General features: G+C 57.9%; 13 protein-coding genes. 9 read left to right on the forward strand and 4 right to left on the reverse strand.

Translation table 11 applies throughout. The features are described 5' to 3' along the window. Positions 1-38: 38 nt before the first annotated feature. From RGCCGE502_RS26615 to RGCCGE502_RS26635, 5 genes are all read left to right on the forward strand, one after another. On the forward strand, positions 39-1,079 hold the full coding sequence (locus RGCCGE502_RS26615) for a fatty acid desaturase (RefSeq protein WP_016557311.1): 1,041 nt from the start codon (positions 39-41) through the stop codon (positions 1,077-1,079). A 69-nt stretch (positions 1,080-1,148) separates the two neighbouring features. After that, the gene (locus RGCCGE502_RS26620) at positions 1,149-1,439 is read left to right on the forward strand and encodes a hypothetical protein (protein WP_016557312.1); all 291 of its coding nucleotides are present in this window, start codon (positions 1,149-1,151) and stop codon (positions 1,437-1,439) included. 155 nt (positions 1,440-1,594) lie between these two features. Further along, positions 1,595-1,972 carry a VOC family protein gene (locus RGCCGE502_RS26625; protein WP_016557313.1) on the forward strand — a complete coding sequence of 126 codons (378 nt, stop codon included), beginning with the start codon at positions 1,595-1,597 and terminating at the stop codon, positions 1,970-1,972. A gap of 45 nt (positions 1,973-2,017) precedes the next feature. Then, on the forward strand, positions 2,018-3,562 hold the full coding sequence (locus RGCCGE502_RS26630) for a DHA2 family efflux MFS transporter permease subunit (protein ID WP_016557314.1): 1,545 nt from the start codon (positions 2,018-2,020) through the stop codon (positions 3,560-3,562). Between the two features lie 162 nt (positions 3,563-3,724). Next, positions 3,725-4,747 carry an LLM class flavin-dependent oxidoreductase gene (locus RGCCGE502_RS26635; protein ID WP_016557315.1) on the forward strand — a complete coding sequence of 341 codons (1,023 nt, stop codon included), beginning with the start codon at positions 3,725-3,727 and terminating at the stop codon, positions 4,745-4,747. Positions 4,748-4,821: 74 nt separating this feature from the next. Here the strand turns inward: RGCCGE502_RS26635 and RGCCGE502_RS26640 are convergent, their stop codons facing one another. The 3 genes from RGCCGE502_RS26640 to RGCCGE502_RS26650 form a co-directional block, all read right to left on the reverse strand. Continuing rightward, entirely contained in the window at positions 4,822-5,409 is a 588-nt protein-coding gene (locus RGCCGE502_RS26640; protein ID WP_016557316.1) for an IMPACT family protein, read from the reverse strand. A gap of 139 nt (positions 5,410-5,548) precedes the next feature. Continuing rightward, a complete protein-coding gene (locus tag RGCCGE502_RS26645; protein WP_341875053.1) occupies positions 5,549-5,788 on the reverse strand; it encodes a cupredoxin domain-containing protein in 240 nt (79 codons plus the stop codon). 33 nt (positions 5,789-5,821) lie between these two features. Then, on the reverse strand, positions 5,822-6,346 hold the full coding sequence (locus tag RGCCGE502_RS26650) for a DUF4142 domain-containing protein (protein WP_016557318.1): 525 nt from the start codon (positions 6,344-6,346) through the stop codon (positions 5,822-5,824). Between the two features lie 318 nt (positions 6,347-6,664). Between RGCCGE502_RS26650 and RGCCGE502_RS26655 the strand changes: the two genes are divergently transcribed. After that, positions 6,665-6,991, forward strand: a complete 327-nt coding sequence (locus tag RGCCGE502_RS26655; RefSeq protein WP_016557319.1) for an RcnB family protein — start codon at positions 6,665-6,667, stop codon at positions 6,989-6,991. A gap of 346 nt (positions 6,992-7,337) precedes the next feature. On the opposite strand, the gene RGCCGE502_RS35770 is transcribed toward RGCCGE502_RS26655, so the two are convergent. Continuing rightward, complete coding sequence (locus tag RGCCGE502_RS35770) at positions 7,338-7,595, reverse strand: hypothetical protein (protein WP_081647314.1); 258 nt, start codon at positions 7,593-7,595, stop codon at positions 7,338-7,340. Positions 7,596-8,142: 547 nt separating this feature from the next. On the opposite strand from RGCCGE502_RS35770, the gene gabD reads away from it, so the two are divergent. The 3 genes from gabD (at position 8,143) to RGCCGE502_RS26670 (ending at position 13,282) form a co-directional block, all read left to right on the forward strand. Then, on the forward strand, positions 8,143-9,597 hold the full coding sequence (gene gabD, locus RGCCGE502_RS26660) for an NADP-dependent succinate-semialdehyde dehydrogenase (protein ID WP_016557320.1): 1,455 nt from the start codon (positions 8,143-8,145) through the stop codon (positions 9,595-9,597). A gap of 393 nt (positions 9,598-9,990) precedes the next feature. After that, on the forward strand, positions 9,991-11,940 hold the full coding sequence (locus tag RGCCGE502_RS26665) for a PrkA family serine protein kinase (protein ID WP_016557321.1): 1,950 nt from the start codon (positions 9,991-9,993) through the stop codon (positions 11,938-11,940). 25 nt (positions 11,941-11,965) lie between these two features. Continuing rightward, positions 11,966-13,282, forward strand: a complete 1,317-nt coding sequence (locus RGCCGE502_RS26670) for a YeaH/YhbH family protein (protein ID WP_016557322.1) — start codon at positions 11,966-11,968, stop codon at positions 13,280-13,282. Positions 13,283-13,290: the final 8 nt, after the last annotated feature.

A 13,290-nucleotide genomic window follows, 5' to 3' on the forward strand; every position in this document is an offset into this window, starting at 1 on the left:
CGCATCGCTTCGTCGCCCAGGAAGGCAAGTTAGAATAAATGGAAGGCAGTGTCGCAGTACTTACCGATCCGGTGAGGGCCAATGATCGCGCGTGGTTGAAGGCGCTTTCTGCGTACCGCCAACCCCTCCTCGGGCGTAGCAGCTTTGAGATCGTGGTTACACTGATCCCCTTTGCGATTTTTTGGGGCGTTGCTTTCATATCCCTCTCCCAAGGAATTTGGGTGGGAATGATAGCGCTCGTTCCGGCGGCTGCGTTCCTGCTGCGCCTGTTCATGATCCAGCACGATTGTGGGCATGGGGCGTTTTTTGGTCGCCGACGTCTCGACGACTGGACCGGACGAGCCATCGGCGTTCTGACCCTGACCCCCTATGACTACTGGAGGCGGGCCCATGCCACCCATCATGCATCCGCGGGAAATCTGGACGAGCGAGGCACGGGTGACATCCACACCCTGACGGTGGCTGAGTACAATTCGTTCTCAAGATCGAAGAAGCTTGCTTATCGACTCTATCGGCATCCGCTGGTCATGTTCGGCATCGGACCCGTCTGGCTGTTCCTTTTTAAGCAGCGCCTGCCGTTCGGAATGATGCGCGAAGGTCCGCAGCCGTGGATTTCCACCATGACGACCAATCTCGCGATCGCAGTCCTTTCGTTCGGAATGATCTGGACTGTCGGTCTTGGCCATTTTCTCGCAATCCACCTGCCAATCGTGACGCTCGCAGGTGCGGCAGGTATTTGGCTCTTTTACGTACAGCACCAGTTCGAGGAGACTCACTGGTCGAAAGCCGACGAATGGCAGTTTGCCGAAGCTGCGCTTCATGGCGCTTCGCACTACGATCTGCCGCCGTTGCTTCGATGGATAACCGGGAATATCGGGATTCATCATGTTCATCACCTGTCGAGCAGGATCCCTTACTACAGGCTGCCCGAAGTATTGAGGGACTACCCGGAACTTAGAACTCTCGGCCGCATCACGCTTTATGATAGCCTGAGATGTGTAAGGCTCGTGCTCTGGGACGAAGCGAACGGGAAGCTGATTTCCTTTCGCGAAGCCTCCCTTGCAGCAAAAGCTGCCTGACAGGCTCCAGATGTAATCAGTCAAATCGCCCTGCACAGCAAGGTGAACCAACAATTCAAGGACGGAATAATGCCGATCACGCTTACGCCAGCGCAAGTCAGAGGACTAAAACTTGCAAAGGATGGAGATTTGTTCCGTGGCGATAACGGAAAATGGACTCATCTGAATGCAACCGTTACCTATGCGAAGAACGACAGATTCAAGGAACGACCGCAGAAGGTCAAAGTTGTCAGCACGGCGACTGTAGAAGATCTGAAACAATTCGGACTGCTCCAAAATCTTGCGCCTGAAGCAGACGAGCACCAAGCCGTCTACGGCATCACGATGGCAGGCAAGATCTGGCTCATGCAGAACCTGTAGTTTCCCACTTCCTATCAGCTGCTCGTCACACGTCCAAAGTGTCGATGAAACAAGACCCCTCGAGGTCATTTCCTTCGCGGGTGCGACACTGTAGTCTCCCCGCGGGCCAATGTCCGCGGCAGCGAGATCGACCTGCCGACTTCAGGGGAGAAACGATGTTCGACCATGTTTCCATCGGCGTGTCCGATCTCGAGCGTGCACGCAAATTCTATGACCAGGCGCTTACGCCTCTCGGATACACCAGGCTTTCAACGAGCGACAATTGGGTCGGTTACGGCGCCGAACAGCCGCAGTTCTGGATCAAGCGGGCCGCACGACCAGTTGTCCCGGACATTGACTCAGGATTGCATTTCTGCTTTGTCGCCAACAGCGAAGAGGCTGTTCGGTCCTTTTACAAAAACGGCGTTGCCAATGGCGGGACCGATAACGGAGAACCTGGTGTCCGGCCCGAATACGGATCATTTTACTATGCAGCCTTTATGATCGACCCCGATGGCTATCGCCTGGAGGCCTTTTTCCGCCGTCCTGAATGACCTCGGAAGCGGACCTCTGCCATAGATCAAAAGCAAGGCCATCGCATGCCACAGCACCGACAGCCCGCCTCCCTTCATGCGCCGTCAGCGATGGTTTGGGTCGGCTTTATCGCGATGTGTACCGGAATGTTCATGGCCATCCTGGACGTCCAGGTCGTGGCAACGTCCCTGCCGACGATCCAGCAAGGCATCGACATCGATCCAGACAAGATGAGCTGGATCCAGACGGCCTACCTGATCGCGGAAGTGGTCGCGATCCCGCTGACGGGACTTCTCACCCGGGTTCTTACGATGCGGTGGCTGTTCATCGTTTCAATCCTCCTGTTCGTTGTGGCTTCCGCCGGATGCGCGGCGAGCGGAACCTTCAGCACGCTGGTTTCCTGGAGGGTGCTGCAGGGATTTTCGGGCGGAACCCTGATCCCCGCCGTGTTCTCGGCGGTGTTCGTCCTCTTTCCGAACGAGCGGCAGGCGATCGCCACGACCATCGCAGGCGTGCTGGCCGTCCTGGCGCCCACCATCGGCCCGATCATCGGCGGCTGGCTGACATCGACCTATTCCTGGCACTGGTTGTTTCTGATCAACATCATTCCGGGACTTGTCTCGGCGCTGGTGGCCTGGCGATGCCTTCCGCGCCACAAGGCAGACCTCGGCGAACTCAAGAGCCTCGACCTTGTCTCCCTCGTCATGCTGGCGATCTCGCTCGCCAGCCTCGAACTGGGATTGAAGGAGGCGCCCACAGCCGGCTGGACCTCGTCCTTTGTGGCTGGCCTGCTTGTCGCCAGCCTGGTCTCTGGGGCCGGTTTTACGGTCCGCTCCCTTCGCCGGAAGCGCCCGATCGTCGATTTGGGTCATTTCCGGGATCGAAATTTCCTCATCGGTTCCGCCCTGAGTTTCGTCCTCGGGATCGGGCTCTTCGGTTCCGTGTATCTCATGCCTGTTTTCCTTGCTTTCATCAGGGGACAAAACGCGCTCGAGATCGGCTGGACGATGCTCGTGACCGGGATCACGCAACTAATTGCCGCGCCGATCGCCGTCTACCTCGAGAAGCGGACGGATCCGCGCCTTCTCTCAGCCGTCGGCTTTTTTCTCTTTGCGCTCGGATTGGGGATGAGTGCGTTTGAGAATCCCCGGTCCGGTTATGATGCGATGTTCTGGCCGCAGGTGGTCCGTGGGGCAGCGATCATGTTCTGTCTGCTTCCGCCGACACGACTTGCCCTCGGGACCCTGCCGCCTGATCAGGTTCCGGATGCCAGCGGCCTTTTCAACCTGATGCGCAACCTTGGGGGCGCGATCGGCATCGCGATGATCGATACGATCATCTACACCCGGTCAGAGCCGCTGACGCAATTATTGTGGGACCGGCTGCGCGCGGGTGACCAGGCGGCCGCTGCCTTTGTCGGCGCGCCGGCTGACGAGGTCGTCGGCCACGGAGGGACCTTCACTCCGGATACCGTGGCGGCACTCGACCCGCTGGTGCAAACGGCAGCAAGTGTTCAGGCGATCAACGAGGCCTGGATGATAGCTGCGGTCCTGACTACCTGCGCATTGCTTATCCTTCCATTCGCAAAGCCGGTCGAAGCGCCGCGCTGAGCTTTGATCATTGTGGTCATCCGGCGTTTTCTGCGTCCGATGGCGCGGACCGCCGCAAACGGTGAACGCATCGTTCAACCGTCTTTTTATGGCGATCCCCGGTTCCCATGTTATGACCATCACGATCCGACGGCGCAGACCGTCACACTCACGGTAGTCATCATGAAGAAAATTGGTTTCCTTTCCTTTGGCCACTGGTCGCCCTCGCCGCAGTCTGAGACCCGTTCTGCCGGCGACGCACTCCTGCAATCAATCGACCTTGCTGTCGCCGCCGAAGAGCTCGGGGCGGATGGCGCCTATTTCCGTGTCCATCATTTTGCCCGGCAGCTCGCCTCACCATTTCCGCTGCTTGCCGCAGTCGGCGCGAGGACGAAGAACATTGAGATTGGAACCGCGGTCATCGACATGCGCTACGAGAACCCGCTCTACATGGCCGAGGACGCCGGTGCCGCCGACCTCATTGCGAAGGGGCGGCTGCAACTGGGTCTCAGCCGCGGATCGCCGGAGCAGGTGATCGATGGCTGGCGCTATTTCGGCTATCAGCCTGACGAAGGGAAAAGTGATGCCGACATGGGCCGCAGCCATGCAGAAGTCTTTCTGAGGGCGCTGAAGGGTGAGGGCTTTGCCGAGCCCAATCCACGACCGATGTTTCCAAACCCACCCGGTCTCCTGCGTCTCGAGCCATACTCGGATGGTCTCGGCGAGCGCATCTGGTGGGGCGCGGGATCCAACGCCACCGCGATCTGGGCGGCCAAGCTCGGGATGAATCTGCAGAGTTCAACCTTGAAGGATGACGAGACCGGTGAACCCTTCCATGTCCAGCAGGCGGCCCAGATCCGCGCCTACAAGCAAGCGTGGAAGGACGCCGGCCATCAGAGAACGCCCCGCGTATCGGTGAGCCGCAGCATCTTCGCGCTGGTCGATGATCGCGATCGTGCCTACTTCGGCGGCGGTGGCAGGGAACAGGATTCGATCGGTTATATCGACCAGACCACCAGAGCCATATTTGGGCGATCCTTTGCGGCGGAACCGGACGCTCTCGTAAAACAGCTTGCATCGGACGAAGCTATTGCGGAGGCCGATACCCTGCTCCTCACCGTGCCCAACCAGCTGGGCGTCGACTATAATGCCCATGTCATCGGTTCGATCCTGAAACATGTCGCGCCGGCACTCGGCTGGCGTTGATCGACACGCATCAGGGCGGTGCAATACCCGTTGCCCGTCTGACGGGTGGGCTGCGCGGGTTGCCTGGTCCGCGGTCAGAGTTTCACAAAGAGCGTGCTGCGTCCACTTGTTGTGTCCGCGACAAGGCGCTCGACGTCATCCAACTTCCATTCGGGAAAACTTATCGTCAGCTCAGCGCCGCCGCCATGAAATGTCTCCTTCAGGATGATGACGCCGGGAAAAGCCGCCAGGCGTGCCTTCAGGATCGCCAGGTCCGAATAGGCTGCCCGGATGTTTCCTTCTAGCGTCGGGACGATCTCAATCGTCTCGCCAGCCCGCAAGCAGGCGGCAGCCGTTCCGCCATAGGCTCGGATCAGGCCGCCCGTGCCAAGGAGAACACCTCCAAACCAGCGTGTGACGATAACGATGACCCTGTCGAGCGATTGCCCGTCGATTGCCTGCAGGATCGGCTTGCCGGCGGTCCCACCCGGTTCACCGTCGTCGCTGAACCGATAGGTCTGACCGCTTCGCCAGGCAAAGCAGTTGTGGTTGGCATCGGCATGGGCGTAAGTCGCCAGTGCATCCTTCGCGTCGGCTTCGCTCGCAATCGGAATGCCCAGCGCCAGAAACCTGCTCTTTTTGACGATCTGCTCGAAGGCGACGGGGCGTTCTAGTGAATACATCGCAGCTGTATACGCCACCATTGGGGCCTGGCGAAGGGCATTAATCCCGGTTCCTTTGAGCTTGGCCTCGCACCAGAACGGCCCCTACCCGTCACCGCCCGGCGTTGCAATCCGTCCCTTCATGTTGGGATGAAACCGACTAGTAGTCAACCGACCGCGATCCCTTGAACTCGATGCTCGCCGACTTGCCGGGAGGGATGATCACCTCGAAGCTACCGTCCACGGTCGCCGTGTGGGCAAAAATATCCTTGTTGACCCATTCGACCGTCTCGCCCGGCCCGGCAGTAACCTCAGCGGGGGTAAACATCATCTTCTCGATCGTTACCGTGATTGTCTGCGCCTGCGCCGGAGCGGCACCGAGGGCCAGCACGAATACCATAATCGACCACCGATGCCGCATCAACATGGCCTCCTACTTCAGCTCGGCGGCAACGTGCTCGGCATGCTGCTCGTGGCCCTGAAAGATCTTCAGGCCGGTCTGGAGAAGTTCCTTGAGGTCCGCGTTACTGGCCGAGGGGATCAGTACCGTCTCGAGCGCACCATTGACCTGCTTGTGGTAGGCAACCTCGTTGGCGACATAGGCCTTGTCGAAATCCTTTCCTTTCAGCTTGGCAAGCTTTGCCCGCTCATCGGCAGCAGCCTTGGTGAGCGCCTTGCTCGTATCATTGTCCTCCGGTGTGACTTTGAGCTTCTTGGCCAAGTCCAGCGCCTGCTTGTTGACCGCCTCATGGTCTCTGACCATGTCCTCTGCGAAGCTCAAAACCTGCTTGTCCTTGGATTTCGCGAGCGCCTGCTTTGCCGCCTCGATGTCGATCGACCCGGCCGTATAGGCGATATGAGCGATCTGGGGGTCTGTCGGCTTTTCTGCAGCCGGTGCACAAGGTGCTAGTCCAAGCAGGCAGATCGTGGTCACTGCTGTCATCAGTCGCATATGCATGGAACCTCCTTCGTCCGTGCCGAAAGGCCGGACAGTTTTATCTCGGTACATGTGTTGGATGTCGGTCCGCCGATTAGGTTCCCGTTATCAGCCAGAAAACTGAACCGCCCACGGATCGACCTCGATCAAATGGCCATTTGAGAACGGCGCTGCTCAGGTTTCGGGAAAAGCAGGTGGGGATTTGCAGTATGCGCTCACGAAGGCAAGTTCGGAACTGAACGGATTTTGAGGTGGCGACATCAGTTCCCGTAAGAAAATTTAACGCATCGTTAACCAGGCGCTCCCTAGGTGTCATCCGTTCAATGAAGAGGATACCCTATGAAGAAGCCTTTCGCTCTCGCCCTCGCTGGCACGATGTTGGTAGCTCCATTTGCACAGGCGCAGGAATGGCGCGAACCACCCCATCACGATCGCAGATATGACGACAGGCGCGATTATCGGGATTATCGGGATTACGAGGAAAAGCGCCGCTGGGCCAGAGGTCAGCGCATGGCCGATTGGCGCCGCCATCAGGCCGTGAGGGAATACCGTCGTTACGGTTTGCGCGAACCAGGGCGCGGCCAGCAATGGGTCAGAGTCGATAACCAATTTGTGCTGTTGAGCGTTGCCACAGGCGTTATTTTGGGCCTGACCGCTGTTCGGTAACCTAAAACTTCGCAAGACTCCGTCGAAAGGTCGACACTGAGAGTGCCGGCCTTTTTCTACGGTTGCTTCGCGTGCTTACAATAACGCTTTTTGCTCTCGATGGTGTTCAGCATCTTACGGAATTGTTCGGCAGCGTTCGTTAAAGCCGGTACCAGCGGATCCGATCCGAGATAGAACCGGGCATCGCCCTTACGAGCAGTCAGAAGCAGGCTGCAGACGCCCTACCTTTGTCACCATGGAAAGTTCGTAGCAAGACAATGAAGCTGTCGGACTGGACGCACTTGATCCTTGGCCAATCACAAAAAGCCGCCCAACCTTTTAGGGCTGGGCGGCGGAAATTTGGCTGTTAGCGGCAAACCGTACGATACTTGGTGATTTCGTGATGGTGACTGCGGACTTGATAGGGTTGCTTCCAGCATCTGTCGTAGCGGACGTGGTGGCGATCGCGATCACGATAATAACGATTGTCGTAATATCGGTTGCTTGAGTGACCATGATACCCTGGTTCTCCGATACGAATTGTCACGCTGTCGGCATAAGAGGGGGCGGCCGTTACAGCAAAGGACGAAACCGCGAAAGCAGCAGCAATGATAAATTTGTTCATTCCATTCTCCATTATAATTCAGAGACATGAACGCCCAGGTGCTGAAATGGTTTCAACCTCAGCTGAAAATTCAGGAAGCGCGGAGCGGTGTCCAAAGTCTCAGCAGAAACTCTGACCAGCTGCGCTTCGTGTGCCCGGCAGATGGTTCGAAAACACAGGCGAGCTGCTCGCGGAAGCTGTCAATTCTGGCGGCTTCGATAGCGCGAAGCAGTTGCGCAGTTTGCTCCCGCATGCCTTGCGTGGTGGCGACACTCCAGCGTCGCGATCGGCGTAAGTCACTCAGTGCCAGGTGGCGTCTGCGGCTTTAACAAGCGGCGGAGCCGGCGGAACGACCAGCCTATCGGGCCTTGGTGATACACTGCACACCGGGAGCGCCAAGCACACCTCGTCCAGCATCAGGATCTGCAACCAGCAGGATTTCCGGCTTGGTCCATGGTGCGCTCCGGGTGGATCGCCTTACCGGACCAGATCAACAATTTATGGTCATTTGACACGGGGACAAAGGATGCCGACAGTGCCGACACCGTTTCTGAATGGGATGAACAAGATGAACCTCAAGGATCCTGCACTTTTTCGCGAGGCGGCCCTGATCGGCGACCGATGGATCGACGCCGATCCATCGAACGCGATCGAGGTCAACAACCCGGCCACCGGCAACGTCATCGCACGCGTGCCGAAGCTTGGCGCTGCGGAGACCAGAGCTGCAATCGAGGCGGCGGCCACGGCGCAAAAGGCCTGGGCAGCTCGCACGGCCCGGGACCGCGCAATGATTCTGCGCAAATGGTACGACCTGATGATCGAAAACAAGGATGATCTTGGTCGCATCCTAACGCTGGAACAGGGCAAGCCGGTTGCCGAAGCGACAGGCGAAATCGTCTACGGCGCAAGCTTCATCGAGTGGTTCGCAGAGGAGGGTCGGCGCGTCTATGGCGATATGGTTCCCGGCCACCAGCCGGACAAGCGCATCATGGTGATGAAGCAGCCAATCGGCGTGGTTGCCGCCATTACGCCCTGGAACTTTCCCAATGCAATGATCACTCGCAAGGCAGGTCCAGCATTGGCATCGGGTTGCGCCATGGTGTTGAAGCCTGCCAGCCAGACGCCGTTCTCGGCGATAGCGATCGCCGTGCTTGCAGGGCGTGCCGGGCTGCCCGCCGGGCTGTTCTCCGTGATCACCGGTTCAGCGAGGGAGATCGGTGCGGAAATGACCGCCAATCCGATCGTGCGCAAATTGACCTTCACGGGCTCCACCGAAATCGGCGCCGAGCTTTACAGGCAGAGCGCCCCCACCATCAAGAAACTCGGGCTGGAACTAGGGGGTAACGCGCCGTTCATTGTTTTCGACGATGCCGATCTTGATTCTGCGGTTGAAGGCGCACTGATCGCCAAGTTCCGCAACAATGGCCAGACCTGCGTTTGCGCCAACCGGCTATACGTCCAGGAAGGTATCTATGAAGCTTTTTCACAGAAGCTTTCGACGGCTGTCGGCAAGCTCAAGATCGGCAACGGCTTCGATGAGGGCGTTATTCTTGGTCCGTTGATCGACCTGCCGGCTCTGGAAAAGGTCGAGGAGCATGTGGCTGATGCTATATCGAAGGGCGCAAGCGTCATGGAAGGTGGCAGGCGCCATTCCCTTGGCGGAACCTTTTATGAGGCGACGGTGCTGACTGATGTCACCAAGGACATGGCCGTCGCCCGCGAGGAAACCTTTGGGCCGGTAGCGCCGCTTTTCCGGTTCAAGGACGAGGCCGATGTGATCGCACAGGCAAACGACACTGAGTTCGGCCTCGCATCCTATTTCTATGCAAAGGACCTCGCGCGCGTTTTCCGCGTCGCCGAAGCCCTGGAATATGGCATGGTTGGCGTCAATACCGGGTTGATCTCGACGCCAGAAGCGCCTTTTGGCGGCGTGAAGCTCTCCGGCCTCGGCCGCGAAGGGTCGAAATACGGCATCGACGAATTCATGGAGATCAAATACGTCTGCCTCGGCGGCATCCAATAGACGGATCGTCGCGGCTCATTTTCACATTTTTGCGAGCCGGCGGACGACCCTTTTACGTCGTTCGCCGTAACGAAACTCGTCTCACCGGCGTCGTTTCCTTAACCGGCACACGATTGGACTGGCCAAAAATAGGATAGTCGTCGCGGCAGCGTGATGACCTTTACCATGGAGCTTGGATGCCTTTCGTGGCATATTAACACCAGCACTGCTCAACATTTGAGTCGCAATCCCGGCGCTAGAATGGAGACGATATGATGCTGTATGGCGCATTCGAGCCAAATCCGAATTCCTGTAAGTATTTGAAGGAACAAATACTACGCAGTGCCGTTATGGGGATGAGCGGGCCGACAGGGCTGCTATCCCGTTTTAACCAGCCGGCCGCGGGAGAGCATCATGCAAAAAGGTGAAAGTGACGTCTTTGATCTTTTCTCTGAAATTTATACGAGCGCTGCGCAGGAAGAATTTAGCCTGCAGGAATATCTGCTAGCTTGCCGCGACGACAAAAGTCTCTACGCAACTGCGCAGGAGCGGATGGTTGAGGCGATCGGTGAACCGACGCTAATCGATACCAGTGTCGACGAACGCATGGGGCGCATTTTTGCCAATCGGACGCTGAAGATCTACCCGACATTTGCTGACTTTTACGGCATGGAAGATACGATCGAGCGGATCGTCGGGTATTTCAGATATGCTGCCCAAGGTCTCGAGGAACGCAAACAGATCCTCTATTTGCTGGGGCCCGTCGGAGGCGGCAAATCATCTCTCGCAGAACGCCTGAAAAGGCTCATGGAACAGCGGCCGATCTATACATTGGCGGTCAACGGCCAGGTCAGCCCCGTTTTCGAGTCGCCTCTCGGGCTCTTCCACCCGGACCGGATGGCCGGCCTTCTCGAAGACAAGTACGGCATCGCCAGGCGACGCCTCACCGGCTTGATCTCTCCCTGGGCAACCAAGCGGCTTGACGAAATTGGCGGGGATATCTCAAAGTTTAGCGTCGTCAAGCTCACCCCATCCCGGTTGCGCCAGATTGCAATCGCAAAGACCGAGCCGGGCGACGAGAACAATCAGGATGTCTCGGCCCTGGTCGGTAAGGTCGACATCCGGCAACTCGAAAACTTCAGCCAGGCCGATCCGGACGCCTATTCCTTCAGCGGCGGGCTGAACAGGACGACTCAGGGTCTTCTCGAGTTTGTCGAGATGTTCAAGGCACCGATCAAGGTGCTGCACCCACTCCTGACTGCGACCCAGGAAGGCAGCTATAACGGTACGGAAAACTTCGGGGCCTTTCCCTTCCAGGGTATCGTGGTCGCGCACTCCAACGAATCCGAGTGGCTGCAGTTCAAGAACAACAAGAACAACGAGGCGTTTCTCGACCGTATTCTCGTGGTCAAAGTCCCCTATTGCCTCCGCGTCACCGAGGAGCGGCAGATCTACGAAAAGCTTCTTCGCGAGAGCGAACTGGCAAACAGCCCTTGTGCTCCCGAAGTGCTCGAGAACCTTAGCCGCTTCACGGTCGCAACACGGCTTCACGTGCATGAGAATTCTCCGCTCTACACGAAGATGCGCGTCTATGACGGCGAGAACCTAAAGGATACAGATCCGAAGGCGAAGTCCGTTCAGGAATATCGCGACGCGGCCGGTGTTGATGAAGGCATGACGGGCATCAGCACCCGCTTCGCGTTCAAGGTCCTCTCTGAGACCTTCAACTACGACACAAAGGAAGTCGCGGCTGATCCTGTACATCTGATGTATATCATGGAGCAGGCGATCCGGCGCGAGCAGTTCCCGAAGGAAACGGAAGCGCGTTATCTCGACTTTATCAAATCGGAACTGGCCGCGCGCTATGCGGAATTCATTGGCCATGAAATCCAGAAGGCTTATCTGGAATCCTACAGCGAGTACGGCCAGAACCTTTTTGATCGCTATATCTCCTACGCCGACGCATGGCTGGAGGACCAGGACTTCAAGGACTACGACACCGGCCAGATTCTCAATCGGGAAATTCTCGACAGCGAATTGTCGCAGATCGAAAAACCGGCCGGCATTGCCAATCCCAAGGATTTCCGCAACGAGGTCGTCAAGTTTACTTTGCGCGCCCGCGCCAGGAACAACGGCCGCAACCCCTCCTGGACAAGCTATGAAAAGCTTCGCGAGGTGATCGAGAAAAGGATGTTCGGTCAGGTCGAGGATCTTCTGCCCGTCATCAGCTTTGGCTCCAAGAAGGACAGTTCGACTGAAAAGCAGCACGCCGAATTTGTCCAGCGCATGACGCAACGAGGCTATACTGTACGCCAGGTCCGGCGACTCGTTGACTGGTACATGCGGGTCAACAAGGCTGGTTGACAATGCCGAACCGGGGGATTGGCAGATGCCGAATTTTATCGACCGCCGGCTCAACCCGAAGGACAAGAGCCTTGGCAACCGACAGCGTTTCCTGAAGCGAGCCCGGGAGGAACTGAAGCGGGCGATCAAGGAGCAAGTCAAGACAGACAAGATTGCCGACGTGGACGCCGCACACGGCGTCCCGATGCCCAAGCGTGGAGCGGGCGAGCCAACCTTCCAGCCGAGCAGCGGGAGCGGTGATCGGGAATATATTCTTCCAGGTAATCGGGAATACATGGCCGGTGACAAGCTGCAACGACCAAAAGGTGGCGGCGGCGGGGCCGGAGGTCGCGGCGCTGGTCACGGCGAAAGCGAGGATGATTTCCAGTTCATCCTGTCGCGTAACGAAGTCCTCGATCTTTTCTTCGAGGATCTCGAGCTTCCGGACATGGTGAAACTCAATCTCAAGGAAACGGTTACCTACAAGCCGCACCGCGTCGGCTTCAGCACCGCTGGAACGCCCACCAACATCAATGTCGGGCGCACGATGCGAAACAGTTTCGGTCGCCGTATAGCGCTGCAACGCCCAAGCGAGGCGACCGTGAAAGCGGTTGCGGATGAGATCGCGGCGCTGGAGGCCGCCGAGGAGCTCTCTGCGCCAAACCGGCGTCGCCTGCAGGCGCTGCGCGAGGAACTTGAGCAATTAGAACGAAGGCGACGGCGCATTTCCTACGTGGATCCCGTCGATATTCGTTTCAACCGCTTCGAGCGCCAGCCGCTGCCCAATGCCAGTGCCGTGATGTTCTGCCTGATGGACGTGTCGGCATCGATGGGCGAGCGCGAGAAGGATCTCGCGAAGCGCTTCTTCGTGCTGCTGCATTTGTTTCTCACGCGCCGGTATGAGCGGATCGATATCGTCTTCATCCGTCACACCGACGAGGCCCACGAGGTCGACGAAGAGACCTTCTTCTACAGCAAGCAGAGCGGCGGCACGGTTGTTTCGACCGCGCTCGAGGAAATGCTGCGGGTGATAGAGGAGCGTTATCCCGCCAATCTCTGGAACATCTACGCCGCCCAGGCCTCCGACGGCGACAACATCAGTGGCGATTCAGAACGTTGCTCAACGCTGCTTCGCGACCTGATGCGCCTTTGCCAGTACTACGCCTATGTCGAAATCATTGATGAGCGCGAGACGGAAATATTTGGAAGCACTGACAATGGCACCTCATTGTGGCGTGCCTACCGCACGGTCGACGGCGCGGTCCCGAACTTTCAGATGACCCGCATTTCCAAGCCGGCTGACATCTACCCGGTTTTTCGCAGGCTCTTCACCCGGCAGCCTGCCGTGCGCACGCGCAAGTAAGGAAGACC

Origin of the sequence: Rhizobium grahamii CCGE 502 (assembly GCF_000298315.2) — a bacterium.
Classification (GTDB): Bacteria; Pseudomonadota; Alphaproteobacteria; order Rhizobiales; family Rhizobiaceae; genus Rhizobium; species Rhizobium grahamii.

Excerpts from the sequence above, each read along its gene's own strand:
- RGCCGE502_RS26635 (WP_016557315.1), top strand. The coding sequence starts at position 3,725 with ATGAAGAAAATTGGTTTCCTTTCCTTTGGCCACTGGTCGCCCTCGCCG.
- RGCCGE502_RS26630 (WP_016557314.1), top strand. The coding sequence starts at position 2,018 with ATGCCACAGCACCGACAGCCCGCCTCCCTTCATGCGCCGTCAGCGATG.
- RGCCGE502_RS26615 (WP_016557311.1), top strand. The coding sequence starts at position 39 with ATGGAAGGCAGTGTCGCAGTACTTACCGATCCGGTGAGGGCCAATGAT.
- RGCCGE502_RS26625 (WP_016557313.1), top strand. The coding sequence starts at position 1,595 with ATGTTCGACCATGTTTCCATCGGCGTGTCCGATCTCGAGCGTGCACGC.
- RGCCGE502_RS26655 (WP_016557319.1), top strand. The coding sequence starts at position 6,665 with ATGAAGAAGCCTTTCGCTCTCGCCCTCGCTGGCACGATGTTGGTAGCT.
- RGCCGE502_RS26665 (WP_016557321.1), top strand. The coding sequence starts at position 9,991 with ATGCAAAAAGGTGAAAGTGACGTCTTTGATCTTTTCTCTGAAATTTAT.
- RGCCGE502_RS26620 (WP_016557312.1), top strand. The coding sequence starts at position 1,149 with ATGCCGATCACGCTTACGCCAGCGCAAGTCAGAGGACTAAAACTTGCA.
- RGCCGE502_RS26645 (WP_341875053.1), bottom strand. The coding sequence starts at position 5,788 with ATGGTATTCGTGCTGGCCCTCGGTGCCGCTCCGGCGCAGGCGCAGACA.
- RGCCGE502_RS26670 (WP_016557322.1), top strand. The coding sequence starts at position 11,966 with ATGCCGAATTTTATCGACCGCCGGCTCAACCCGAAGGACAAGAGCCTT.
- RGCCGE502_RS26650 (WP_016557318.1), bottom strand. The coding sequence starts at position 6,346 with ATGCATATGCGACTGATGACAGCAGTGACCACGATCTGCCTGCTTGGA.
- RGCCGE502_RS26640 (WP_016557316.1), bottom strand. The coding sequence starts at position 5,409 with ATGTATTCACTAGAACGCCCCGTCGCCTTCGAGCAGATCGTCAAAAAG.
- RGCCGE502_RS35770 (WP_081647314.1), bottom strand. The coding sequence starts at position 7,595 with ATGAACAAATTTATCATTGCTGCTGCTTTCGCGGTTTCGTCCTTTGCT.
- gabD (WP_016557320.1), top strand. The coding sequence starts at position 8,143 with ATGAACCTCAAGGATCCTGCACTTTTTCGCGAGGCGGCCCTGATCGGC.